Source organism: uncultured Vagococcus sp. (assembly GCF_963518325.1).
GTDB lineage: Bacteria > Bacillota > Bacilli > Lactobacillales > Vagococcaceae > Vagococcus_D.
The window spans coordinates 58,644-84,191 of sequence record NZ_CAUQJB010000022.1 but is presented as its reverse complement, the minus strand read 5'-3'; the positions used below and the strand labels follow the sequence as shown (position 1 = coordinate 84,191).

At 41.0% G+C, this 25,548-nt stretch carries 21 protein-coding genes and 1 other annotated feature; of the genes, 5 read left to right on the top strand and 16 right to left on the bottom strand.

What is annotated here, in order from left to right; all coding sequences use genetic code 11:
* Positions 1-119 precede the first annotated feature (119 nt).
* Positions 120-752 carry a 1-acyl-sn-glycerol-3-phosphate acyltransferase gene (locus tag RWN13_RS16255; RefSeq protein ID WP_314065736.1) on the bottom strand — a complete coding sequence of 211 codons (633 nt, stop codon included), beginning with the start codon at positions 750-752 and terminating at the stop codon, positions 120-122.
* A gap of 262 nt (positions 753-1,014) precedes the next feature.
* On the opposite strand from RWN13_RS16255, the gene RWN13_RS16250 reads away from it, so the two are divergent.
* Together RWN13_RS16250 and RWN13_RS16245 are read left to right on the top strand one after the other, a co-directional pair.
* Positions 1,015-1,758, top strand: a complete 744-nt coding sequence (locus RWN13_RS16250) for a tRNA1(Val) (adenine(37)-N6)-methyltransferase (RefSeq protein ID WP_314065733.1) — start codon at positions 1,015-1,017, stop codon at positions 1,756-1,758.
* A complete protein-coding gene (locus RWN13_RS16245; protein WP_314065731.1) occupies positions 1,748-2,011 on the top strand; it encodes a GIY-YIG nuclease family protein in 264 nt (87 codons plus the stop codon). Before RWN13_RS16250 ends, RWN13_RS16245 begins: the two co-directional genes overlap by 11 nt.
* Before the next feature lie 146 nt (positions 2,012-2,157).
* Here RWN13_RS16245 and RWN13_RS16240 read toward each other — a convergent pair whose 3' ends face one another.
* The 9 genes from RWN13_RS16240 to RWN13_RS16200 form a co-directional block, all read right to left on the bottom strand.
* Positions 2,158-2,466, bottom strand: coding sequence for a hypothetical protein (locus tag RWN13_RS16240; RefSeq protein ID WP_314065730.1), 309 nt, complete (start codon positions 2,464-2,466; stop codon positions 2,158-2,160).
* Positions 2,467-2,499: 33 nt separating this feature from the next.
* Positions 2,500-2,970 (bottom strand): DUF6036 family nucleotidyltransferase, encoded by a 471-nt coding sequence (locus tag RWN13_RS16235; protein ID WP_399553689.1) that lies wholly within the window; start codon positions 2,968-2,970, stop codon positions 2,500-2,502.
* Between the two features lie 154 nt (positions 2,971-3,124).
* Entirely contained in the window at positions 3,125-4,000 is an 876-nt protein-coding gene (locus RWN13_RS16230) for a YitT family protein (RefSeq protein WP_314065727.1), read from the bottom strand.
* Positions 4,001-4,219: 219 nt separating this feature from the next.
* Positions 4,220-4,570, bottom strand: coding sequence for a hypothetical protein (locus RWN13_RS16225; protein WP_314065724.1), 351 nt, complete (start codon positions 4,568-4,570; stop codon positions 4,220-4,222).
* A 16-nt stretch (positions 4,571-4,586) separates the two neighbouring features.
* Positions 4,587-5,885 carry a DUF1576 domain-containing protein gene (locus tag RWN13_RS16220; protein WP_314065722.1) on the bottom strand — a complete coding sequence of 433 codons (1,299 nt, stop codon included), beginning with the start codon at positions 5,883-5,885 and terminating at the stop codon, positions 4,587-4,589.
* 164 nt (positions 5,886-6,049) lie between these two features.
* Positions 6,050-6,223: a type II toxin-antitoxin system mRNA interferase toxin, RelE/StbE family gene (locus RWN13_RS16215; protein WP_314065719.1), complete on the bottom strand. Its 174-nt coding sequence runs from the start codon at positions 6,221-6,223 to the stop codon at positions 6,050-6,052.
* A 402-nt stretch (positions 6,224-6,625) separates the two neighbouring features.
* A complete protein-coding gene (locus tag RWN13_RS16210) occupies positions 6,626-8,062 on the bottom strand; it encodes a glycoside hydrolase family 1 protein (protein WP_314065717.1) in 1,437 nt (478 codons plus the stop codon).
* Positions 8,063-8,078: 16 nt separating this feature from the next.
* On the bottom strand, positions 8,079-9,968 hold the full coding sequence (locus RWN13_RS16205) for a beta-glucoside-specific PTS transporter subunit IIABC (RefSeq protein WP_314065716.1): 1,890 nt from the start codon (positions 9,966-9,968) through the stop codon (positions 8,079-8,081).
* A 140-nt stretch (positions 9,969-10,108) separates the two neighbouring features.
* On the bottom strand, positions 10,109-10,954 hold the full coding sequence (locus RWN13_RS16200; RefSeq protein WP_314065714.1) for a PRD domain-containing protein: 846 nt from the start codon (positions 10,952-10,954) through the stop codon (positions 10,109-10,111).
* Between the two features lie 99 nt (positions 10,955-11,053).
* Here RWN13_RS16200 and RWN13_RS16195 point away from each other — a divergent pair, with 99 nt between their 5' ends.
* Positions 11,054-11,230: a hypothetical protein gene (locus RWN13_RS16195; RefSeq protein ID WP_314065712.1), complete on the top strand. Its 177-nt coding sequence runs from the start codon at positions 11,054-11,056 to the stop codon at positions 11,228-11,230.
* Here the strand turns inward: RWN13_RS16195 and aspS are convergent.
* The 3 genes from aspS to pulA all read right to left on the bottom strand — a co-directional run bounded on the left by aspS (position 11,227) and on the right by pulA (position 18,009).
* Complete coding sequence (gene aspS, locus RWN13_RS16190) at positions 11,227-12,993, bottom strand: aspartate--tRNA ligase (protein WP_314065709.1); 1,767 nt, start codon at positions 12,991-12,993, stop codon at positions 11,227-11,229. The genes RWN13_RS16195 and aspS overlap by 4 nt on opposite strands.
* A gap of 34 nt (positions 12,994-13,027) precedes the next feature.
* Positions 13,028-14,320: a histidine--tRNA ligase gene (hisS, locus tag RWN13_RS16185; RefSeq protein ID WP_314065706.1), complete on the bottom strand. Its 1,293-nt coding sequence runs from the start codon at positions 14,318-14,320 to the stop codon at positions 13,028-13,030.
* Between the two features lie 343 nt (positions 14,321-14,663).
* Positions 14,664-14,869: a binding site (T-box leader), on the bottom strand.
* 47 nt (positions 14,870-14,916) lie between these two features.
* Entirely contained in the window at positions 14,917-18,009 is a 3,093-nt protein-coding gene (pulA, locus tag RWN13_RS16180; protein ID WP_314065703.1) for a type I pullulanase, read from the bottom strand.
* Positions 18,010-18,290: 281 nt separating this feature from the next.
* On the opposite strand from pulA, the gene RWN13_RS16175 reads away from it, so the two are divergent.
* Positions 18,291-19,580, top strand: coding sequence for an N-acetylmuramoyl-L-alanine amidase (locus RWN13_RS16175; protein WP_314065700.1), 1,290 nt, complete (start codon positions 18,291-18,293; stop codon positions 19,578-19,580).
* Between the two features lie 286 nt (positions 19,581-19,866).
* Complete coding sequence (locus RWN13_RS16170) at positions 19,867-21,156, top strand: dicarboxylate/amino acid:cation symporter (RefSeq protein ID WP_314065698.1); 1,290 nt, start codon at positions 19,867-19,869, stop codon at positions 21,154-21,156.
* Between the two features lie 83 nt (positions 21,157-21,239).
* On the opposite strand, the gene dtd is transcribed toward RWN13_RS16170, so the two are convergent.
* The 3 genes from dtd to RWN13_RS16155 all read right to left on the bottom strand — a co-directional run bounded on the left by dtd (position 21,240) and on the right by RWN13_RS16155 (position 25,525).
* Positions 21,240-21,686 (bottom strand): D-aminoacyl-tRNA deacylase, encoded by a 447-nt coding sequence (gene dtd / locus RWN13_RS16165; protein ID WP_314065696.1) that lies wholly within the window; start codon positions 21,684-21,686, stop codon positions 21,240-21,242.
* A 21-nt stretch (positions 21,687-21,707) separates the two neighbouring features.
* Entirely contained in the window at positions 21,708-23,924 is a 2,217-nt protein-coding gene (locus RWN13_RS16160) for a bifunctional (p)ppGpp synthetase/guanosine-3',5'-bis(diphosphate) 3'-pyrophosphohydrolase (RefSeq protein ID WP_314065693.1), read from the bottom strand.
* 209 nt (positions 23,925-24,133) lie between these two features.
* Complete coding sequence (locus RWN13_RS16155; RefSeq protein ID WP_314065690.1) at positions 24,134-25,525, bottom strand: aldehyde dehydrogenase family protein; 1,392 nt, start codon at positions 25,523-25,525, stop codon at positions 24,134-24,136.
* Between the last annotated feature and the right edge of the window lie 23 nt (positions 25,526-25,548).

The window sequence follows — 25,548 nt, the reverse complement described above, 5'->3', positions numbered from 1 at the left end:
CTTTAACCAATCAAACAGTTGGGATGATACATCTGAATTAACCGGATTTTTCTAGCGGTCCACAGAAAAATCAAAAAAAAAACCGTTGAAAGATTTTCTCATTCTCTCAACAGTTTCCTTTATTCAGCTTTTTCAGGATCGATTTTATAAACAAAATTCGGATCTATTTCTTTGTCTAACTGAGCAAAAGCATCCGTCATTCGACGCTCAACCTCTTCAATTCCTTCTTGATTCATTTTAGCCACATCACTAATATCAATAGGTTCACCGAATCGAATCGTCACTTTCTGACGTTTAAATAGTCCGCCTAAAGTCAGTGGACCTTGATACACTGCTGGTACGATTGGCACTTTAGCCATTTTGGCAATCAGCGCTGCTCCGCCTTTAAGTTCCTCTGAATGTCGCGTCCCACTTGGAAACATGATTAAACTCAAATCAGAATTTTTCAAACTTTTAATCGGTGTTTTAATAACGCTTGGTCCCGGATTATCACGTTTCACTGGAAAGGCATGGGCATGAATTAAAATAAAACGGATAATAGGGTTTTTAAATAACTCTTCTTTGGCCATAAAACTAAACTCTTTAGGAGCTGCCGCAACTGCAAAGTATAATGGGTCCCACCAAGTACGGTGCGGTCCAACGAGTATGTAGTTGGTATCAGTTGGTAATTTGTCACGCTGTTGATAACTGGCCTTGCCATTAATCACAAACAGCACGAAGCGCACTACTTGGCGCATAAATCGAAAGAACATTTGCTTCTCCTCACTTTTCCTTATTCCCTAATAGTATGACGAATAAATAGCTTTCTTGCAAGTTTTTTATTTTATTTTTTCAGTTCATGTTATAATGTAGAACGAGTTGCATACCTTGCAATAATAATCAGACTGATAGCCTCGCTGGTTTATTCTCAGAATCATCAACATACGAATGATGATTTCAACAATAGCCGGTAGTTTAATGGCAAATGATTATTTAACAAGAGCGATATAGACTAATAAGGAGTTATCAAAATAGATGGAAGAATTAATAAAAAGTGGTGAGCGTATCGATCAGCTTTATGCAGATGGTATTCAAATCATTCAAAGTAAAGAGGTCTTTTCATTTTCATTAGATGCGGTCTTATTGGCAAATTTCGCTAGTTTACCAAAACGGGGGCAGATCGTTGACTTATGCGCTGGTAATGGTGCCGTTGGCCTCTTTATTAGTCAGAAAACAGAAGCCAATATCGTTGGGATCGAACTGCAAGACCGGTTAGCCGATATGGGCCGCCGTAGCATCCAGTTAAACCAGTTGGAAGAACAGATGACCCTTCACACCTTGAACTTAAAACAAACCACCACTATCGTCAAAAAAGATTCTGTCGATTTAATTGTGTGTAATCCTCCTTACTTTAAGGAATTACCCACAAATGTTAAAAATCCTAACCCCTATTTAGCAATTGCCCGTCATGAAATCGAAACGAACTTAGACGAAGTGGTTAACGAAGCGGCTGGCTTGTTGAAATCAAATGGAAAACTAGCTTTAGTCCATCGACCAGAGCGACTAGTAGACATTTTAGAGACGATGAAACGCTACAGCATCATTCCCAAGCGGGTGCGCTTTGTTTACCCTAAAACAGGCAAAGAAGCCAATGTGCTGTTAGTTGAGGGCATTCACAAAGGACGACCTGACGGCCTAAAAGTCCTACCGCCGCTCTTTGTTTACGACGAACAAGACGACTATTACCCAGAAGTGCGAGGGATGTTATATGGAAGCTAAAGAATTTTATTTTTATGTGCTGCTCTGTGCCGATGATACCTTTTACGGCGGCTATACCACTGAGCCAGAACGGCGCTTAAAAGAGCACAACGATGGAACAGGAGCCAAATACACACGTGTTCGCAGTCGCCGCCCGATGCGGATGATTTATACAGAAGCCTTTGAAACTAAAAGTGAAGCCATGCGAGCCGAGTATGCCTTTAAGCAGTTAGCTCGTCACGAAAAGATGGTCTTTTTGAAGAAATATATATGACCCCCCGCCATTGATTCTTAGTCAATGGCAGGGGGTTTTAGCAAAAAGATATACGTTAAGAAATACCACACTCTAAACAGACACGGATACTCATCTGTTCTAAAATTCTAGATTATTGCTAAAACTCTGTCAATAAGTCTATGGGACTATAAAATTGTTGTCAATGGTTTTAACTCACTAGAATCCAAATTGTACTTTTTCATCAGACTATCTACTTGTACTTTATTCTTAAAATGACTATAGTTTACCATCACCATTTTTAATAGGTCTGCCTTAGTATCTGGATCAGTTTGAACGTTAGAAGCCATAGCTAACAGTACGTCTGGCTCTACAGAAGACTTCTTAACATCTTTCAATAGTTGTATATATAATGCTGCTGTTTTTAAACGTCCACCTTTAAATTCACTAACTTGCAATTGAGCGTCGGACAATAACCTCTTGACATTCACTGTCATACCATCACCTCCATAGCTACTTATTTACCTTGATTACAGCATTTCTTCTAGTTTAGGAAGAATGTCATTTTTATTTAGTTCTGGATCATTTGAGAAAGGATTATACTCTTTTATTAAATCTATTGTTCTTTGTGGGTCAATAATTTCTAGAAGATCCTCATTCAAAATATCGTCCAAGTCTCTAGAACGTTTGGTTAGTGCTTTAGTTACAATTAACATTTCTGGTGTTACTACATAAACTCGGATGTTGATATAACCATCATTAAATTCTTTATATTCACCATCTCGTAAAGTTTCAGCCCCCGGAGGGAAAAGTACCGAATCAACATTTGAATTAATAGTTAATAACTCAAAGTGTGCTAATAATTTAGCCTTTTTTTCTGCGTTAACTTTCATTTCACTGACATCAATATCTCTAGTAGTTCTCACCTCCCTGTTGTGCATGGCAAGTGTCAAAATTAAAGCAGCCCCTCCTACTAAAATGAAGCTTGCATTAATGTTTATCTTCTTGACAAAGTTTATCTAGAAGTTTCAATTTAAAACGGATTTTTACATCATCCATCAACGTTTAACGCGACATCTTGTTTAAGGCTCCCCCGTTCGCACAAAAGAACCTCTCAAAAAGTTTCCTTTTCAAGAGGTTCTTCATTTTTATTCATTACATCCCCGGATCATAAAAGTTGCCTAGAATGGTAACATTGTCGGCAATACTAACAAAGGCCTCCGGATCGGATTCCTTCATGGCTTTTTCTAACGAATGCATTTCAAATCGTGTAATCACTGTCATTAAGACCGCTTTTTTATGGTGATCGAAGGCACCTTCTGCCCCATTAATAATGGTAATACCGCGACGTAAACGCTCCTGAACGCAATGGATAACCTGATCAGGGTGCTTCGTAATAATCATCACTTGCATTTTTTTCTGTTTAGTATAAACGGCATCTGTCACTTTGCCGCTGACGAAAATCGACAATACACTGTAAAAGGCAAAGGGCCAACCAAAAAGATAACCTGCAGTGAGGGCAATCATGCCATTAAAAATAATCGCTATAGAGCCAATACTTCTACCAGTGGCTTTACGGATGGTAATACTTAAAATATCCAACCCACCTGAGGAAATGCCATTTTTCAGCGCAAAACCTACTGCAAATCCATTCACAGCCCCACCAAAGATGGCACAGATAATCGGATCAGGAGACAGTGGGGTTACCGGCATTAGTTGAATGGCCAGCGAAGACAAGGTAACCGTAATTACCGTAAACACAGTGAACTTCTTGCTGATGCGTTTCCAAGCAAGAACGAATAGAGGAACATTCAATAAATAATAAATAACAGAAACTGGTGCGTTTTTTCCAGTTGCATTGCCGATTAAAGTCGTTATAATTTGCGCTAAACCTGTTACCCCGCTAGCGTAGATATTTCCTGGTCGCCAGAAGACATTCAGCGCCACCGATGCAAACAAGGCGTAAAGCACTGCCACCGTTAATTTCGTCGTATATTCATTACTAGTCAATCGTTCTCTAAGGTCGTCCATTTTTCCTTTAGTCACTCCCGTTTTTTAACTTTCTCTATGTCGTAGTCGGTGTCTAGCTTAGCTCATCAACCGATTCGCGAAGCTTTTCTGATTGACTTCATTATAGAACGATAGTGAAAACTTTAAAAGGAGAACTCATCAATATGAGAGGATATTAATAGATTTGTAACTTTTCACGAACTTCTTCGGGAATTTGCTAATAAAAAATAGCTGTATCAGCTATTTCTTTGGGGTTAAGGTTCGATATAATTTAATCATCAACCGACCTTCACTATAATCAACTTGCGCATCGTCGGTCATAATTCCCAACAATGAAAAGTCTTCAGCTTCGTGATGGGTCCCAACCAACCCTTCCACATATTCATCTAAATCAGGATCACGTTCAACACTCAAGAGCCAACTAACTTCCTCTAAATCACGAGGGGGCTCTGCCATTTCGCCTTGAACACTGACAATAAACTGCCGCCCTTCAAAGACCACATTCATTTGAATATTCGCTACTCGGTGAATAAAAAAGTAACGTAATAACTCATGGGAAATCAATTCAGCTTTGCGTCGTTCTTCTAACATCTTCTTCCCCTCCAACTCATCCTCTGATTTCAGGTTTGTTTCCTTCTCTTATTTTAACAAGACTATCGAGAATTGGCACTAAAAAGGCTGCGATAAACCCTCCTGAAAAACCATTATTGTACAAATTAATACCACCATGGAGAAAACCAACATTGCTGACTAATGCCATATGCAAGCCACCAGCTAAAAGACCTGCAACTGGGCCATAATAACCGGCAATCGGTGCCAAGGTCGTTCCAAAAAGAGTGGTCAGTAAAACCGACGCACTGTTAGGATCCCCACCCGTTAAAAACGAGGTTAGATAGACACCTAAGACAATCGGGATACTGTTTCGCAAATGGACACCGTAAGCACTGAATCCCACTACAGTATAAATCCCCCCCAGAACAGCACCGCTTAGTTGCCCACCAATCAGTAGGACATAACTCGTAGCGGCGATGCCCATTATTCCCATATTTATCAACGTTAAGCCGTAACCTTCGAGAGCAATAAAATCGGTGACCAATTTTCCAGATGACTTAAGAATACGGCTATAGCCTTTAACACTGCGTTCATTCAGCGCCCAGCCAATTACCAGCAAGCCTATAAATGAGGCATAAAGAAAACTGGCTAATAGAAGATTATTACCCGATGACACATGATTGACATTGGATATATCGTAGTTAAACAGACGCATAATTGCTGTAAAAACCATGCCGATAATTCCCGCAGTGAACCCCACATTATACAAGCTAAAGCCTTGATGAAAACTTAAAAAATGACTGGCTAACGGTGGCAAAACAAAACCTATTACCACACCGACGAGGGTGCCAACCAGCATGCCTACAAAAGGCGGCAGACCAAAACCAAAAGCAACTACGCTGACAGCTGGTGCTAATGCGGTGCCAAATAAGTTAACAATAATATAACTGGAAAAGGGCTTTTTCTGAAGCCTAGCAAATAGAAAAACACCTAAGGTAATTGGTAATGAGTTTAAAAGAGTTTTACCAAAAAAAGAAAAACCACTCATGGTATACAGCGCCGCAATCAAAGGACCACTCATGCGCACTTTATTAAGCTTTGCTAGCAGCACACTTAAAAGGGTTAAGAGTCCACTGTTGACAAAGGCTGCCCCTAGACCGGCAATTTGAATATAATCTGTAATCAATACACTGGATGAAATTGAAATAGCCCATAAGCCTTTCAAAATAATTAAAGGTGGGTCCAGTAAGAGGCCCATCCCGATTAAGATAAGGCTAAAGAGGAAGACTAATCGGTATTTTATTTTTTCTGATACTTTGTGCTGAGCTCTGGCGGCTGTTAGTTGTTTATTCATGGTTGCTCCTTAAGTCTGTTTGGTTTCATTATATAGAGAATAACACTAGTTAAGTTTGTAACGATTTATTATACAAAAAGCAGGTTAAAAAAGCGAATTTAAACACTTAAAAACAATGAATCCAGATTAAAATAGCGAATCATGGCTCCCTGTTCTTGTTAAAACTAATTCACTTGAATTTTTCCCCGATTAATTTTATAACTCAACAACCAGTCATCCTCAATATCGCATTCTCTATCACCTTTCCAATTACCTTTAAGGAGATCCTTAAACCTTCGTACCAAGATCTCAGTGTCTTCTCTAATAATTAAATTGATGACTTTTTCAAATTTGATCAAGTCGTAGTGTTTCTATTTTAAACGTTTCAACTCTCTTACAAAAATCGGCGTTGCTCTAATCTTCATTCGGCATACTGCTTATGAAATCTTTGACCGACTCATAAGTTTCCCCTTCCCCTTTTCCATCCGATGCCTTGCAACATCATTTTCTATCGGCTCCCTACTTAGTTGGAATGGCAATCGTTGCTCCGCAGTTTGAATCAAAAAAAAGTAATAGCCCTTGTCATATCCAATCCTAATTCATGAAATAATTCTGTTGCTTGTTCTTTTAACTGATCAATTCTGATATTTACTCTACTCATCTTCACCAGTCCTTTCTCCTGCTATTACATCACGTTCCATCCCATCGTACGCACAAAGGGATAAAAAAATCGTGCCAAGTAACTTGGCACGAGGAGCTTACTATTCACCTAAACTTTGGCCATTACTGGCGATTAATTCTTGATACCAGTTAAAGGATTTTTTCTTGTAGCGCGCTAAGGTTCCTTGGCCTTCATCATCCAAGTCCACATAGATAAAACCGTAACGTTTGCTCATCTCGCCAGTTGAAGCACTGACTAAATCGATGCAGCCCCAAGGTGTGTAAGCAAATAAATCCACACCGTCTAAATTGATGGCTTTCTCCATCTCACTAATATGCTGACGTAAATAAGCAATCCGATAATCATCGTCAATCTTAAAATTAGCATCTGGTGTATCAATTGCCCCTAACCCATTTTCAGAAATATACAACGGCACGCCGTAACGTTCATATAAATCCCCCAGGGCCACGCGCAAACCAACGGGATCAATTTCCCAGCCCCACTCACTGGCTTTCAAATAGGGATTTTTAGTGCCTCCGAAAAAGTTCCCTTGAGCCCCAGCATGTTCCGGATTGGTTGAAATAGTCGTCGACATATAGTAGCTAAATGACAGATAGTCCACTGGATGTGCGCTAATCAACTCTAAGTCGCCTTCGACTATTTCTAACTTAATCTGATTGTTTTCAAAATAGCGCAGAGCGTACTGTGGGTACTCCCCTCGAACTTGAATATCATTACAGAAGTAATTAAACATCCGATTACGGTCTTTCATGGCTACCACTGTATCAGGATTGCTATCGTAGGCATACATCGTGGCATAGATACTCATACAACCAACCTTTAGTTCTGGATTCAGCTCATGAGCAATCTTCGTTGCCAGAGAGCTAGCAACAAATTGATGATGAAGAGCTTGAAAGTTTTCTTGTGGGGCTTCGTTTCGCATGGCCACACTAAAGAATGAGCCACCAATTCCCGTGTTGATTTCATTAAAGGTCATCCAATACTTTACTTTTGTGTGGAACCGTTCCAAAATCGTTCTAGCATAGGTTTCAAAAAAATCGACTAATTGGCGATTTTTCCAGCCACCGTATTGTGTGACTAAGTTAAGAGGTGTTTCATAGTGAGACATGGTAATGGTTGGCTCAATGCCATATTTCAACAGTTCGTCAATGACATTCTCATAATATTGCAAGCCTTCTTCATTCGGGACGCCATCATCACCATTAGGAAAAATACGCGCCCATGAAATGGACATTCTGAAAGTTTTAAAGCCCATTTCAGCGAATAAGGCGATATCTTCTTTATAGCGGTGATAAAAATCAATGCCTTGATGGTTAGGGTACGTGTATTTTTCTCGATTAATTTCTAAAGGATAGTCTGCTGAAAACAACGTTTTAATCCGCTCTTTGCCACCAGGAGAGACATCGGCAATCGTCAAGCCTTTGCCACCTTCGTTATAGGCGCCTTCAAACTGGTTAGCGGCTGTTGCACCACCCCATAAAAAACCTTTTGGAAATTGAGCATTTTTTTCTGTCATAATAAATCGTCTCCTTTTAGATAATATGAATAATTTCTTCTTCTTTAAAAATCAAACCCTCTGTTTGGGCTGGTGACACATCAAAATAATTGGCTGTATTGGTGACAATCACCATGGTCACAGTCTCTAGCCCTTTTTCCTTAATGAAATTGTAATCCACTTTTCCAAGTAATTGTCCTTTTTCAACTCGCTGACCTTGAGTGATGTTAAAATCGAAGCCTTCTCCAGCTAATTCCACTGTGTCAATGCCAATGTGTAGGAGCACTTCCACGCCATTGTCGCCAAGAAAACCGATGGCATGCTTAGAATCAGGAAACATCATCACCGTTCCACTAACAGGTGAATAAACATTTTCATCACTAGCTTGAATCGCAATGCCTTTGCCAACTAATTCACTGGCAAATGTTTCATCTGGCACTGTTTTCAACTCAACTAATTGACCATTCATCGGTGAAAAAATACGGTGCTGCTCGCCTGCTTCTACTGGTTCAGGAGTTACCTCAACGGTCGGCGCTATTTCATCCACTTCATCTTCAAAACCTAAGACTAAAGTGAAGACAAAGGCCAATACCCAACTAATCAACAAAGCCAAGGCGAACCAGATAACGTTCATGGGGTCCTCCGCATTAATGTAAGCGGGAATTGACAGTAAGCCAGGCATGCCACCGCCACCAAATGAGCGGGTATTCATAAAGATGGCAAAGCCACCAGCCAGTCCACCACCGGCTAAAGCTGCGTAAAATGGACGTTTTAACTTTAAGTTAACTCCGTACATGGCAGGTTCGGTAATGCCAATGACAGCTGATATCCCTGATGATAGAGCAATTTGTTTCATGTTCGTGTTTTTAGAGCGCAAAGCCACAGCAAAGGCAGCCCCAGATTGTGCCACATTTGTCACAGCATTAACAGGTCCAATCATATTTTCATAGCCATTCTTCGCTAAGTTTGTTAAGGCGATTGGCACCAGTGAATAGTGCATGCCTGTAATTACTAACAGTGGGAAGGTCGCCCCTAGAACAATTCCTGCCAAGGGTCCAGCCACTTTAAATAACCAGCCAATCCCATCACCAACGAAATTACCTAGGTACGTACCAGCAGGGCCAATAATCACCATGGCAATCGGAAAAACTATCAAAAGGGCAACCATCGGCGTAAACATTAAGTTTAAACTTTTAGGCATCCACTTTTTGACCCAGTTATTGACATATTTTAATAATAGAACTGTAAAGATAATCGGTATAACCGAACTCGTATAGGTCACCAAGGGAACGGGTAACGCACCAAACAACTTCCAAGCGCTTACTGTTTCACCTGCCATTTTAGCGGCCATGGCCCCTTGGGCTGCCGTTAAAAAGGAAGGGTAAATCATGGCACCAGCTAAGGCCATTGCCAAGAATTTACTGGTTCTAAATTTCTCTGCTGCTGAGACGGCCAACATCATTGGGAAGAAATAAAGGACGGTATCGGATAACCCATACAACAACAAGTAGGTTTGACTATCTGAGGTCATCAGTCCCATAATAACCGCTAAAGCTAGGAATCCTTTTAATAAGCCTGTTCCAGCAAGTGCTGGTACAATCGGTGTAAAAACACCTGAGATCACATCAAAAATTTTAGACATGATGCCTTCCTCTGAATTTTGTGGCGCATTGCTGCCGCCACCGACAATCCCTTCGACCTCTTCAAAAACATCCCCAACGGTATTACCGATAATTACTTGAAATTGATCCCCTGAGAATTGAGCTCCCATCACACCTGGGATTTTTTTTATTGCGTCAATATTGGCTTGATTCTTATCATTTAAGTTAAAACGCAAGCGGGTCACACAATGCCAAGCATTGTTAACATTCCCTTTGCCCCCTATATTGTCGATCACTTGCTGGGCTGTTTCCTTGTAATTTGACATATTCCAATCTCCTCATCCTAATTTTATGTATAAAAAAATGAATAACAAAAATAAGCCGACTAACTAAGTGTTAGTGCCTTATCTTCATTATTCAGTAATGCCTGATCGAGTCAGTGACAATCCAAATCTTGAATGTGTCTTTAATTGTCTTCAGAGGTCAAACGTCGCACATGAACCGTTAAATAAAGTTTCTCGTCTGACGTTAACTGCCAGCCCTCTTTAAGAAAGAGAAACTCTTCAATCTTATCCGCCATGCGATAAGCCTCTGGGTATTTCATTTGAAACATATCGATTAACTCCTGATCAATCGAATTTTCGGAAAACATATGATGATTCATTTTGCGTAAAATAAAATAACGTAAATGACTGACAAATTTGCTGTAGTTAAAGGAATCCTCATCTAAATTAACTTGAAACTGATACTCCACTAAGGTGATGATTTTTTTGATTAACTTAGTCATTCGCAACGTATCTCTCAGACTACTATACTCCGTATTAGCATTAACAAAATGATTGGTAATAAAACTGATTTCCGCACTGTCCAGCTCAATCCCAAACTCCTCTTTAATAATCCCTAAACTTTCAACTGCCACATCATACTCTTTGGGAAATAACTTCTTCAATTCCCACTGATTTAAAGGCGCATACTCCATGCCTTCTTGCTGTCGCTTAATGCCATAGGCCAGGTGATCCGCTAAAATCAAGTAGTGAGTATTGTCAAAATGAATACCTAATTTTGCTTCGGCATGGCGACTGACTTTAGTGGTAATGTCCACAATATCCGAATTCATCTGAGTCAAAATTGCTAAAGACCCCGCCTCTTCGCCACCGTCTTCCGCCTTAAACATGCGGTCAACTAACTGCTCATCCACTAGAGAACCTGGCTCTGACTGAAAGCCGATCCCCTTACCAATCACCACATAATCAACTCCGGCTCGATCACGGGTAAACGCCACATTGTTATTAATTTTTTTTATAAACTCCAAGTTACGTCTCCCCTTCACCTAAACTGATATTTTTTAACACAAAAAATCCCTCTTTTAATTGCACCAAACAAGACTTCCCCAACAGGAAGTAACCGCTCAGTGATGCAATCAAAACAGGTAATGCCTGATCGAGTCAGTGACAATCCGTTTGATATCTCTATTAGTCAAGGCTTATATTATCATCAAATGAAAGCACTGTCAACACTATTTTTAGTTAAATGCCCCTTTATGTATAAACTCTTAAAAAAAGACGCTTTTCAGCGTCTTAGTTTTTAATCTTCAATTGTTACGTCTAAACTTAACTCAAAGAGCTGAGCTGGTGAGACTTTTCCTGGTGCTTCATTCATCGGATCGATGGCACGGTTATTTTTAGGGAAGGCAATCACTTCACGAATATTGTCTTTGTCCGCTAATAACATGGCAAGACGATCTAATCCTAAGGCAATGCCGCCATGTGGTGGGAAACCAAATTCCAAAGCATCCAACAAGAAACCAAATTGTTCGACGGCTTCTTCTTTTGTAAAGCCTAGGACTTCAAACATTTTTTCTTGAATCTCACGTTTGTGAATTCTCGTTGAACCGCCACCTAATTCATAGCCATTTAAGACGATATCATACGCTTCTGCGTAGACTTTTTCTGGCGCAGTGTCCATTAAAGGCAGATCGCTTTCTTTTGGCATAGTAAAGGGATGGTGAGCAGAGGTGTAACGTTTTGCATCCTCATCATACTCAAGTAATGGCCAATCAACGACCCATAGGAAGTTATACTTAGACTCATCGATTAACTCAAGTTCTTTCCCTAAACGATTACGCAAGGCTCCTAATGAGGCTGCCACCACTTCCGCTTTGTCGGCAGCAAACATGATGATATCACCTACTTCAGCGCCAACTTTAGCCACTAAATCAGCTTCGATTTCCGTTAAGAATTTCGCGATTGGCCCTTTTAAGCCATCATTTTCCACTTTCAACCAAGCAAGACCTTTAGCACCATATTGACTAACAAACGTGCCTAAGTTATCCATGTCTTTGCGGGAATAGTTACCAGCAGCGCCTTTTGCCACGATTGCTTTAACCTGACCGCCAGCTTGTAACGCCATTTGGAAGACTTTAAATTCCACGTCTTTGACCACATCAGCTAAGTCAATTAATTCCATGTCAAAACGAGTATCTGGCTTATCGTTACCAAAACGAGCCATTGACTCATCGTAGGTGATTTGTGGAAATGGCGTCGGAATCTCAATTCCTTTAACTTCCTTCATCACTTTAACTAACATGTTTTCCGTATAAGCTTGAATCTCTTCTGGTGATAAAAATGATGTTTCTATATCAATTTGGGTAAATTCAGGTTGACGGTCCCCACGTAAATCTTCGTCACGGAAACAACGGACGATTTGATAATAACGATCAAATCCCGCTGCCATTAACAGTTGCTTCGTAATTTGTGGCGACTGCGGCAACGCATAAAAATGACCAGCTTGAATCCGGGATGGGACCAAATAATCACGAGCCCCTTCTGGCGTTGATTTATTTAAGTAAGGTGTTTCCACATCGATAAAATCATGATCATCCAAGAAATGGCGAACAGATTTTGTCACTTCATGACGGAGACGCATATTGGCCAACATCTCTGGACGGCGTAAGTCTAAGTAGCGGTATTTCAAACGTAATTCTTCGTTACTTGGCGTCCCCTCTTCAATGCCGAATGGGACTGTTTTTGAGGCATTCAAAATCTCAATCTCCGTGGCCATAATCTCGAACTCACCAGTTTTCATTTTCGGGTTAATGGCTTCTGGATCGCGGTTAATCACTTCACCGGTAATCTCGATGACGTACTCTGTCCGACATGTGTCGGCGATTTCCCAAGCTTCACGTGATTTTTCTGGATTAAACACGATTTGCGAGAACCCTTCGCGATCTCTTAAATCGATAAAGATCACACCACCGTGGTCACGACGTTTGCGGACCCATCCTTTTAGTGTCACAACTTGACCTAAGTCCTCTTTAGAAATGTCGCCACAATACTTTGTTCTTTTTGCCATTGTTTGTCTTCCCTTCATTCGTCAAATTCCCTGTTTATACTTCCGTTAATTCATCGTAAATAGCTGCAAAACGAGTGTAAATATCTGTTAATGGCACTGTTTTTTCTTTTCTTGTTTCCATCTGTTTGACATTCACCGTGCCTTCAGCCAATTCTGTTTCACCAATGGTTAAAACCAAGGTGGCATTTAATTTATTAGCTGACTTAAACTGCGCCTTAGCCTTGCGATTCAAGAAATCCCGCTCTGCCGAGAATCCTGCCTGGCGAATGCTTTGAACTAGCTTCAAGGCTTCGATGTTAGTAGCTTCACCCAATCCAACGACATAGGCATCAATTTGGTTCAACATTGGGACTTCGGCGCCTTCTGCTTCAATCGTAATAATCGCTCGTTCAATGCCCAAAGCAAACCCGAAGCCTGCCGTTTCTGGTCCGCCTAAATCAGCCACCAGCCCATCGTAACGTCCCCCTGCACAAATCGTCGTAATCGCCCCACCAAAACCAGGTGCTTCACTCATGATTTCAAAGATGGTGTGATTGTAATAGTCCAAACCGCGAACCATTCGGTGATCGATTTCAAACTCCACATCAAGTGCCGTTAACATCTTTTTCACTTGATTGAAGAATGCTGCTGATTCCTCCCCTAAATAATCTAATATAGAGGGCGCGTTTTCAACAATCACTTTGTCTTTCTTATCTTTACTGTCCAGTACCCGTAGCGGATTATTGTGGAGACGGGTTTGAGAATCCTTGCTCAATTCTTCGAAGTGTGGTTCCAAATAATCAATTAAAGCTTGACGATAGACTTGGCGATCTTCTCTCGATCCTAATGAGTTAATCACTAAGCGAATGTGTTTCACCCCTAATTGCTCATAATAATCCATTGCCATCATCATGGTTTCCACATCGGTTGCAGGGTTCGTGCTGCCAAAAACCTCCACCCCAATTTGGTGAAACTGACGAAAACGACCAGCTTGAGGACGTTCATAACGGAACATCGGCCCCATGTAATAGGTCTTATAAGGTTTTTGGAACTCAGGTCCAAATAACTTGTTCTCAACAAAAGACCGTACGACCGGCGCAGTCCCCTCTGGTCTTAATGTAATGTGACGATCACCCTTATCATAAAAATCATACATCTCTTTTGACACAATATCCGTCGTGTCACCCACACTGCGAGAAATCACTTCATAATGTTCAAAAATAGGAGTGCGAATTTCGTGAAATTCGTAATCTTTGAAAAGTAAACGAGCCGTTTCTTCAACGAATTGCCACTTCTCTGATTCTCCCGGTAAAATATCGGCGGTGCCTTTTGGTTTTTGATAAGCCATTGATAAGTCCCCTCTCTATTTGGTTAATAAATTAATTCCAACACTTAACTACTACATCCACACGCCTCGTTTTAACAAGAACCTCATACGTACACAAACACTTTAGCTTCAGGATTCTTCTAGCCGTTTTCAGATGAACCAAACTCTACAGGTCTCGCTTTAACAAGACCTTAATACATACACAAACACTTTAGTTTCAGGGTTCATCTAGCGGTTTTCAGATGAACCAAACTCTACACGTCTCGCTTTAACAAGACCTTAATACATACACAAACACTTTAGTTTCAGGGTTCATCTAGCGGTTTTCAGATGAACCAAAAAAGCCCCTGTTTATTTTTTAATAAACAAGGACGAATGTATTCACACGTGGTACCACCTAGATTGAAAGATTGCTCTTTCCACTTTAACGATTAACGCTCGTAACGGAATAGCTTTGCACTACTCATCTCCAGAGTGTCCTTCACAGTTCTCTTTTTAGACTTATTTTCAGCCAAGATAAGTCTCTCTGAGTTAAAAAGAAAAAGTTACTGTCTCTATCATTGATTTCTTATGTATTACTAACTAACTTACTAGAAAGCCAGAGAAAAGTCAAGAGATTATTCTGATTTATGAGTTTGGTGGCGTTTTAGCCACAACAAGAATGAGCCTATTGCCATAATTCCACCTAAAATACCGATGCCTGTCACTAATTGTTCACCCATTTTTGGTAAAGTCGTTTGCTCATTATCTTTTCCACTGTTTTTTTTCGTAGACGGATCTGTGTCAGTTGTTCCATCGCTTGTTTCTGTCAAGTCACTGGAACTTTGACTAGTTTCGGTCGTACTTGTCGACTCTTCTAATGTGTCTTGATAAACAGTCACCGATAAAGGACCTACCCCTTTACGGCTTAACCCTTTTTTGCTGTCACCCTCATTAGAAAGGATGCTTTTCATTGCCTTGATACCAAACTCCGACACATCAAGATCGCTCTCTTTGGCATTCAACACCACAACATACCGATTTTTATTATTAGCCAACTCGTATGCAATAACCTGATCCTCTTGTGTTAAAATCTTGACCTGTTTGTTAATCTCATCATAACTGGTTAGACGGAATAACGGCTCGCTTTTCCTTAATGCAATCAGTTTTTTTACAAAGTCGACACTTTCCTGATTCTCATAAGCTAGATGCCAATCGAACTGATTCACAGTGTCAGATGAATTATAGCTGTTTTCATTCCCACCTTTTGTTCGCATAAATTCTTGTCCAGCATGAATAAATGGCACACCTTGAGAAAGTAACGGAATGCTCGTCGCAAGAGTATGACGTTTCAAACGCCATTCCGGACTGTCATTTGGATTGGTTTCACTTAACTTATCATATAAGGTTAAATTATCATGAGCTTCCACATATTGTATAACCTGTTGAGGGCCACTGTACTTGCCCGCACTAGCGTCCAAACCTTGCCCACCTAAAATATTCGTCATAACAAGACTTTCCTGATCTGGCTTGCCATTAACAAATCCCGGTTCAATTCGATCAAACACACTTCCCTTGACACCATCACGCAGCGAATCATTAAAGTGGGCAATTCCCGGCATTTTAAAGGCATTTTTTTGGGTGGCTTTCAATTCCGGGGCTAGCGGTGTATTCAAGTCCCAACCTTCTCCTAGAATAATAATCGATGGGTCAATTTTGTCCAAGGCCTGACGGACCGCATTCATTGTCTCCACATCATGAATGCCCATCAAATCAAAACGGAACCCATCTAATTGATAATTTTCCGCCCAGTAGCTGACACTATCGACGATATACCGACGCATCATCGCCCGTTCTGAAGCCGTATCGTTGCCCACACCTGTCCCATTGGCTAATTTTCCATCAGCTGTATAACGGAAATAATACCCTGGTACTGTTTTCTGTAAGGCTTGTTGATTTACTGCATAAACATGGTTGTATACCACATCCATAATGACTCGTATGTTGTTATCATGCAGTCCTTGGATCATTTCCTTCATCTCTAAAATACGAGTCAGCGGGTTGTAGGGATCTGTACTGTAGGACCCTTCCGGTACATTATAATTTTTCGGGTCATACCCCCAATTATACTGAGGACTTGGATTGGTTTCGTCCACAGAAGCGTAGTCATACATCGGTAATAGCTGAACATGTGTCACTCCTAGTTGCTTGAGATAATCCAATCCAGTTACTTGACCTTTCCCATTCTTAGTTCCCTCTTCAACCACTCCTAAGAATTTTCCTTTATGCTTAATCCCATTGTCTTCCTGAATAGAAAAATCTCGAACATGAAGCTCATAAATAATCGCATCTGCTGGTTGAGTAGGGGGGATTCTCTTAAACGCCTGCCTCTTTACAGTTTGAGGATCAACCACCACTGATCGCTCCCCATTGGCAACAACGGCTTTTGCATAAGGATCGCTAGTAACCGTCGTTGTCCCATCAGCAAAGGTTAACCGATAGGCGTAGCTTACCCCTGCCTGATTACCGGACAAACTTAGTTCGTGGGTCCCCCTTTCTTTTGGCAGCATCAGCCTGACTTGTTTTTCTTGACTATCTGGCTGACTGTCAACGTATTCCACTAACTCAACTTTCTGAGCCGTTGGCGCCCATAAACGGAAGGTTGTTTGTCGATCCTCGTAAAGAGCGCCTAACTCACCTGAATAGGCATAGGTCTCATCAAAAGACGGGGTTCTCACAATACCGCCAATGGTCAGTGGTACACTTGTCAATCCTTCAACGTTGAGCAGATAATTTTTTCCTAGATTCAGAGAAAGTGATGTCGTTAACCAAAAAACTCGCTCATTTTCCTTATCCAAGCTAATCTCAAAATCAGTCCCAATATCTGTCAATGACAATTTTCCCTTGAGCCACTCCAAGTCCACTGGATGACTCATGGTCACTTTAACTTTATTTGTCTCTTCAATCGTTGCTTTTTTAATACTCATCTCTTTATTCGCAAAATAGGGATTGTAATAAACCTTCTCATCCCCTGCTATTACCCACACATCGGTCACCTCTTTTTCAGGTAAAACTCTTATCTTGCGATCCTCCTCACCATCTTTTTCAGCCCACGGATTGTCACCCACAGATTTTTTGACGATGAAATTGACATGGCTAATAGGCTCTTCACTCACCGCTTCTATACGGGTGATTTTCCCATAGTTATCACTCTGATCAAAGGAATGAACCCGTCCATCTTCTTGATTAACCCATGACCATAACTCCCAGCCATCATAACTGTCTGGTCTAAAATAGTGAACCCTAACAGCCCCACTCAATTTGTTATCTTCAAACCCGACAGGTGGGCTTATTAAAGTCTCTGGGCTACCACCGTTAATCCAAACCTCACCCATGCCAGAGCTTGTATCGATAAAACGGTCACCACCATCCTGCGCTTCCCATGACCCTTTCTGCTTCACAATAATGCCGACTTTTTGATGAACACCAGGGACTTTCAGTACAGCCACCTGTCCAAATTTATCAGTCGAGGTAAACTGAAGCTCCTGGCCTTCACCTTCTTCCGGCCAAACCCATAAAGCCCATTGTCGTTCCTCAGATGAGCGATAATGAACCACAATCGTTGTTTCCTCCACCGGTATTTCCTCTCCACTAACACCCACATTCCAGCCAACCAAGCCGACCAACATCAAAAATAGTCCCCAACTTAGTTGCTTTAACCTTTTTTTCAACAAAGACACCTCTCCTTTTTAAAGCGTTATCATGATTATACATAAGGCTATATAGTTAAACAACTTGTTACCGGTAACAGAAATTAGACATTTCACAAAAAAAAGTCAGCTTGAAACAAATGCCTGCTCCCATCAATTTGTTACAACTTGATGTTGTTTTAGTGACGATTCGCATTAAGCGACAATATTCGACCCAATCTTTGTTATAATGGAAAAAGAATTTGTATGTTACAGTAAGAGAAGCCCTTCTTGTTGAAGATAAATTAAGTGAGGATATAACATTGAATAAGTACTTAAAACTGATAAAAAAACACCAACTCATCATTATTAACTTGGCGATTATCGTGATTGTCGTCATCGCTTTTTTGAGTTTTGGTAAAAATAAAGTGATTACCGTTTCAGCCATCGCCATGAATGTGCGAACAGGACCTGGTATCGAAAGTGAAATTTCCACCCAAGTCCAACGGGGTGACAAACTTGTTGTCTTAAAGGAAGAAAAACAATGGTACCAAGTGCGTTTGCAAAGTCGACGAACCGGTTGGGTAGCCAGCTGGCTCTTTGATGACAATCAAGATAGTCCCGCTACCAATCAAGTCGCCACCGTCAACACGGCTGACACCAAGTTACGGAAAGACCCCAACACAGACGGTGAAGAGATTCAGTCATTGAAAAAAGGCAAAGTAGTAACCATTACCTCAGAGCAAAATGGCTGGTCAAACGTGACCGTTGGCAAGAAACATGGTTGGATTTTCTCTGAACTCTTAACACTAGGTGCTCCTAAGAAAAATGATAAAGAAGTCATTGATGCCGATCAGCTTTACGCTCGGGAAGAAGGAACTAAAGTTCGTTCCACCCCTTCCATCGACGGTGCTGTTGTAGCAACCTTAAAAGCTGGCGCAAAATTAAGTTTCAAACAGCGGGATGGTTTATGGTATCAAGTTGAGACAGAGGATGGCCAAACAGGCTATGTGGCCAACTGGGTCGTCAGCTTTGAAGAACCCGGTAAAAATACGAAAAAAGCCAGTTCTCTGGCCGAAACAACCATCGTTCTTGATCCTGGACACGGAGGCAGTGACGTTGGTGCTCAAAGCAACGATGAAACAATCTCTGAAAAAATCATCACCTTAGCGACAGCCCACTATGTAGAAGCCGCTCTGAAAGAACTGGGCGCTAATGTGATTTTAACTCGGGACGACGATTCGTTAGTCGAGCTTGGAGACATTGCCCTCATCAGTAATCGCAAACGAGCCGATGCCTTTATTAGTTTCCACTATGATTCAACGGAAATTAGCAATGAAGCCTCTGGTTTTACCACTTATTTTTACGACGATAAGGATAAAACCCTAGCCGAAACACTTAACCGTCATTTGGAAAAAGAATTACCCTTACCGAATCGTGGTGTTGAAAAAGGCGATTATCAAGTGATTCGCGAAAATGAGCGGCCAGCCATCTTATTGGAGCTTGGCTATATGAATAACGATAATGACGCCCATACTTTTAAGACGAAAAAATTCCAACGACAAGTAGCCACCGCTGTCACCAATGCCTTGGATGAGTACTTTAGCAAATAGACATTAGCGAGCACCACCAAGTGACTTATTTCAGTCACTTGGTGGTTTATTTGTATAATGACATGATAGTTTCATTAGAAATCACGACTTAAATCAAAAAAATCACAATTAAGATTGACTCTTTAATTGGATAGCGTTATCATTTCTTTGTTGAATGTCCTTTAAGGTTCAAGCGGTGACTTAATGCTTTTTGCAAAAAACGGATCATTTAAAATCTTACCTCTTGTGATTCATTGAACTTTAAAGGGTAACGTCACTTTTTTTAATGATAGGAGGAAGAATACTTATGATGAATTTTTTAGCTCTACTTGTCGGTTTTATTAGCTTCGGGATTATTTATTTCTTAAGTAAAAAGAACAGTTTTAGTTTTTTGACAATTATCGCATTGGGTCTAGGTGTTGTTATAGGCTTATTTTTTAAAGGAAACACTGACTATTTAAGCATTTTTGGCACAATCTATGTCAAAGTGATTTCCATGATGGTTATTCCCTTATTAATGGTCTCGCTCATCCGGAGCATCTATAAAATGGAATCGGTTCAAGCTTTAAAATCAATTGGCTTAAAAACGTTCTTCTGGCTATTATTTCAAACCTTTTTAGCAGGCATCGTGGGCCTTTTCCTAGCACTTATCACTAACCTTGGAAAAGGAAGTCAGCTAAGTCTAGTGCAAGGCTTTACTGAAAAGGAAATCCCACCATTTACTCAAGTTATTACCGATTTGTTTTCCAGCAATTTATTCCAATCTATGGCTGAAGGGAAAGTGATTCCGATTGTCTTTTTTTCAATTATTATCGGGATTGCAATAGTAGTAGTTCGCGGAGACGGGCGTGATGTTCATGCTTTTATGTCTTTTATCGATGCTTGCCACATTTTAATTTATCAAATTGTCAAAGTGATTATTAAACTATTACCTTATGCCATTGTTCCATTGATGGCCAATACTTTAGCCACGAGTGATACTTCTGTCTTGAAACCACTTATTTTAGTCATTATCCTAACATTTATCGGCTGCTTTGTTCACACGTTCATTACAGGCGGTCTTTTAATTACCTTCGTTGCAAAAATGAACCCTGTCGCCTATTTTAAAAAGATTATGCCAGCCCAGATCATGGCTTTCACTTCTCGCAGCAGTTCGGGTACGCTACCTCTCTACGTTGATTGTTTAACCAACAAAGTGGGCGTCTCGGAAACCATCGCTAATTTTGTTGGCTCTTTGGGAACCAGTGTCGGAATGGCTGGCTGTGCAGGTGTTTGGCCTGTCCTTCTTGGCGTTTTCGCCATCAATGCCACAACTGGAAGTGTTTCTCCGTCACAAGCCATTTTAATGGTTTGCCTGACGCCACTTGTATCACTGGGAACAGCCGGTGTTCCTGGCGGCGGCATCTTAATCGCAACTGCACTTTTCATCACTATGGGTTTACCAGTTGAAATCGTCGGCATTTTTGCCGGAATTGATGCTTTTGTTGATATGGCTCGAACAATGGCTAATGTCAGCAGCTCCATGACTGCCGCCACTCTAGTGGCAAAATCAGAACAGGCCATCATTTCTGAAACAGAAAATGAAATTCTGGCATAATCATTGTGGGGAACCCATTTGACCCTTCCTTTCCATGCAAAAGAAGTCGTCTCACCAAAACTTGAGACGACTTCTTTTTTATGTTATTTATTTTCTGAGTCAAGTACAATCGTCACAGGCCCATCATTTACTAAGCTAACGGCCATATGTGCGCCAAACTGCCCTTCTGAAACGGAAAGTCCAGTCTCTCTTAACTTCTCGTTAAAGTAGTCATAAAGTGCCGTAGCTTCATCTGGTTTAGCCGCTTCAGTAAAACTTGGCCGATTGCCTTTTTTAGTATTGGCCAGTAAGGTAAATTGGGAAATAGATAAAACCTCCCCCTTAACATCATGAACCGATAAATTCATCTTATCCTCACTGTCCTCAAAAATTCGCATTTTACTAATTTTATTAGCCAAATAATCTGCATCCTTCTCCGTATCGCCTGTCTTCACTCCCACAAGCAACATCAAGCCCAGGCCCACATTAGCAATCACCTGCTGATCCACACTGACCGACGCTTGACTGACTTTTTGCAACACGACTTTCATGCTTTTCACCTTCCTAATGAGCTAACCATTTGTTCGTCGAACACTGTGAACATCTGGTACATTTTTTATTTTATCCACAATTCGTTCTAAATGAGCTAAATTTTGGATGGAAACAGTCAGTAAAATAACTGCCATTTTATTTTTAGTTGGCTTGGCTTCAACCCCAATCAAATTTTTAGTGGCAGAATTAACCACAATTAAAATATCATTAAGTAAGCCCGAGCGATTATAACCGTACACCTCTAAGTCAGCATTGTATTCTTTGCCACTTTCCGCCGCAGTATCTTCCCACTCCACGTCAATCAGGCGTTGTTGAACCTCTTCGTTATTGACGATATTAGGACAGTCTGCCCGATGAATCGAAACCCCTCGACCTTTCGTAATATAGCCCACAATCTCATCGCCAGGAACCGGATTACAACACCGACTAATGCGTACTAGCAGATTATCCACCCCTTGGATGACAATGCCACCTTCATGGCGAACTTTCATTTTATCCGGCTCTTTTTTCACCGGTTGCTTCATCAACTCTTCAGCCTCTTGTTTTTGACGCTCTTTTTCCTGTTCACGGCGCGCTTTTTCCGTTAAACGATTGACCACGATTTGAGCCGTCACTTCACCAAAGCCAACTGCCGCATACATATCGTCTTCGCTTTGAAAATTAAAGCGATCAAGGGTCTCTGCCAGCGCCGTTTTATTTAGAAAATCCTTCGGTCTAAAATCCTGACTTTGAAGTTGTTTCTCAACAGCATCTTTTCCCTTGTTAATATTCATCTCACGATCTTGAACTTTAAAGAACCGTTTAATCTTGTTGCGGGCTTTTGAGGTGGCCACCATATTGACCCAGTCACGACTTGGGCCAAATGAATTAGCTGAGGTCAGCACTTCAATAATATCGCCATTTTTCATCTTGTAGTCCAATGGCACCATCTTGCCATTAACCTTGGCACCAGTGGTTTTATTACCGATTTCCGTGTGAATATTATACGCAAAATCAAGGGGACCAGATCCTTTTGGCAGTTCCGTCACATCGCCCTTTGGTGTAAAGACGTAGACTTTGTCGCTAAAAATATCACCCTTCACACTTTCCATAAATTCGGAAGCATCGTAGCTTTCATCTTGTAATTCAATGATTTCATGGAACCAACTTAATTGTTTGCCAGTGCCGTCATCCTGCGTTTTTTCTGTCTTGCCTTCTTTATAAGCCCAGTGAGCCGCAACCCCAAACTCGGCGATTTCATGCATTTCATGGGTTCTGATTTGAACTTCCACAGGATTCCCCTTCGGTCCAATCACCGTTGTATGCAAGGACTGGTACATATTGGCTTTCGGCATGGCGATATAATCTTTAAAACGGCCAGGCATGGGCTTCCATTTTGTATGAATAGCGCCTAAAACAGCGTAACAATCCTTAATTGTATCCACCACAACACGAATCGCTAATAAATCGTAAATTTCTTCAAACTCTTTTTTCTGGTCTTTCATCTTCTGATAAATCGAGTAGATGTGTTTCGGTCGACCATAGATTTCAGCAAAGATATCCAATTCTTCTGTTGACAAGCGAATCTGTTCCACCGTCTCTTCAATATAGGCTTCCCGCTCGTCTCGCTTAGAATCCATCAAATTAACAATACGATAATATTGATTTGGATTTAAATAACGAAGAGCCGTATCTTCCAACTCCCACTTAATCCGACTAATCCCCAAACGGTGTGCCAGTGGCGCGTAAATTTCAATCGTTTCCTGAGCAATGCGACGCTGTTTATCCTCACGCAAATGGCGCAAGGTACGCATATTGTGCAATCTATCGGCCAGCTTCACCATGATCACACGTAAGTCTTCCGCCATGGCCAATAACATCTTGCGATGATTTTCCGCTAGTTGTTCCGCATGAGATTTATATTTAATTTTACCTAATTTTGTTACCCCATCGACTAACATGGCTACATCCGAGCCAAACTCTGCTTTTAAATCATCTAACGTTACATCCGTGTCTTCCACAACATCGTGGAGAAACCCTGTAGCAACGGTATGAGGATCCATATGCAACTCGGCCAAAATACCGGCAACCTGAATCGGATGAACAATATAAGGCTCCCCTGATTGGCGTGTCTGAAGCGCATGAGCCTCTGTTGCAAAGTCACATGCTTTTTTGACAAAGGCAACATGCTCCGGGCTCATATAATTTGACACAATTTTAATCACCGTTGGTCCAGTTAATACTTCATCTTTTGGCATGTGTTTCACTCCTCTAACTTAATGGTCCGTTGTCCTCTATTTCTAGCGAACTATCTTTATATGGTTTTTGGCGATTCTTTCAATTAATTATGATGATTCTGTGACAGTTTTAGCTTTGATTCATCGACTGTCTTATTCCGAGTTATTTTACGGGATGTATGTATTATACAAATTTTAAGCCGGCATTTCAATAAGCGACTAACTAATGGCTATTTTAAGAAACGGCGAATCCATTTATCTTTTATCTTTGTATAAGGTGCATACATTAGTTTTAATGGTAAATATGTTTTCCGCTCTAAGACAGAACGCTGATGTGTAAAGCATTCAAAGCTGTAGCGACCATGGTAATGGCCCATGCCTGAATGCCCCACACCACCAAATGGCAGTTGCGAATTACTAAGATGCAAGATGGTGTCATTAATGGTGGCTCCACCAAATTGAGTTCGGTCAATGATTCTTTGAATTTCTGCTTTATCGTTTGAAAAGGGATAAAAGGCCAATGGTGCTTCCCGTTCCTCAATATACGATAAAGCCTCATCTAAACGACTGTAGCTTAAGACTGGCAGAATCGGTCCAAATAATTCTTCCTTCATAGCTCCTAACTCTGAGGCTAGGGTACCTTGAATAATCGTTGGTTCAATGAATAAATCGGCCTTATCGATTTTGCCACCTAAGACAATCTGACTGGCGTCCTTCTCAAGAATCCCTTGTAAACGATTGAAGTGTCGCTGATTGACGATTCTTCCATAATCAGGAGACACTTGGCTATTCTCACCGTAAAGAGCTGTTATTTTGTGCGCCAACAACGACATGAACTCCTCCGCCATTGTTTCGTCAACTAAACAATAGTCTGGGGCAATACAGGTTTGCCCCATATTCAACAGCTTTCCCCAAATAATCCGCTCTGCTGCTAAATTCAAATCAGCATGTCCCGTGACTAGTGCGGGGCTTTTACCGCCTAATTCAAGAGTGACGGGCGTTAAATGTTGACTAGCTGCCTCTAAGACAATTTGTCCTACTGTGGTACTGCCGGTAAAAAATATTTTATCAAAGCGTTCCTTTAAAATCTGGGTATTTCGCTCTTTATTACTCTCAAAAACAGATACATAATCAGCCGAAAAATACTTGGGACAGACCTCAAATAAAACCTGATTAACATGTGGTGTGTACTCCGACAACCCCACCAATGCCACATTACCACCAGCAATGGCGCCGATTAAAGGGTCTAAAGACAAGAGTAAGGGGTAGTTATACGCACTTAAAATCAAGGTAGAGCCATATGGACTAGGTGTGATGTAACTTTTAGCAGGCATTAAAAAGAGCGGTGTCGCCACTTTTTTGGGTCGACTCCACCATTTTAGTGAGCTTTGAGCTTCTTTAAGATTATGATACAGCAGGCCGATCTCCGTCATATAGGATTCATTCGAATGTTTGCCTAAATCCTGCTTTAAGGCCTCAATCAACGCCTCTTCATGATCTTTAAGCAATCGCTCCAACTGCTTAAGTTGTCTTAAGCGAAAGTCCACTGATTTTGTTTGCTGACTGCGGAAAAATAAGCGTTGTGCCTCAATTATTTCTTTGATATCCCATTCCATCATCATTGAAATCCTCTCTGTTTGTTGTC

Excerpts from the sequence above, each read along its gene's own strand:
- RWN13_RS16225 (WP_314065724.1), bottom strand. The coding sequence starts at position 4,570 with ATGTTAGAAGAACGACGCAAAGCTGAATTGATTTCCCATGAGTTATTA.
- aspS (WP_314065709.1), bottom strand. The coding sequence starts at position 12,993 with ATGGCAAAAAGAACAAAGTATTGTGGCGACATTTCTAAAGAGGACTTA.
- RWN13_RS16210 (WP_314065717.1), bottom strand. The coding sequence starts at position 8,062 with ATGACAGAAAAAAATGCTCAATTTCCAAAAGGTTTTTTATGGGGTGGT.
- RWN13_RS16155 (WP_314065690.1), bottom strand. The coding sequence starts at position 25,525 with ATGATGATGGAATGGGATATCAAAGAAATAATTGAGGCACAACGCTTA.
- RWN13_RS16240 (WP_314065730.1), bottom strand. The coding sequence starts at position 2,466 with ATGACAGTGAATGTCAAGAGGTTATTGTCCGACGCTCAATTGCAAGTT.
- RWN13_RS16245 (WP_314065731.1), top strand. The coding sequence starts at position 1,748 with ATGGAAGCTAAAGAATTTTATTTTTATGTGCTGCTCTGTGCCGATGAT.
- RWN13_RS16205 (WP_314065716.1), bottom strand. The coding sequence starts at position 9,968 with ATGTCAAATTACAAGGAAACAGCCCAGCAAGTGATCGACAATATAGGG.
- RWN13_RS16230 (WP_314065727.1), bottom strand. The coding sequence starts at position 4,000 with ATGGACGACCTTAGAGAACGATTGACTAGTAATGAATATACGACGAAA.
- hisS (WP_314065706.1), bottom strand. The coding sequence starts at position 14,320 with ATGGCTTATCAAAAACCAAAAGGCACCGCCGATATTTTACCGGGAGAA.
- RWN13_RS16160 (WP_314065693.1), bottom strand. The coding sequence starts at position 23,924 with ATGCCAAAAGATGAAGTATTAACTGGACCAACGGTGATTAAAATTGTG.
- RWN13_RS16255 (WP_314065736.1), bottom strand. The coding sequence starts at position 752 with ATGTTCTTTCGATTTATGCGCCAAGTAGTGCGCTTCGTGCTGTTTGTG.
- RWN13_RS16250 (WP_314065733.1), top strand. The coding sequence starts at position 1,015 with ATGGAAGAATTAATAAAAAGTGGTGAGCGTATCGATCAGCTTTATGCA.
- RWN13_RS16220 (WP_314065722.1), bottom strand. The coding sequence starts at position 5,885 with ATGAATAAACAACTAACAGCCGCCAGAGCTCAGCACAAAGTATCAGAA.
- RWN13_RS16170 (WP_314065698.1), top strand. The coding sequence starts at position 19,867 with ATGATGAATTTTTTAGCTCTACTTGTCGGTTTTATTAGCTTCGGGATT.
- dtd (WP_314065696.1), bottom strand. The coding sequence starts at position 21,686 with ATGAAAGTCGTGTTGCAAAAAGTCAGTCAAGCGTCGGTCAGTGTGGAT.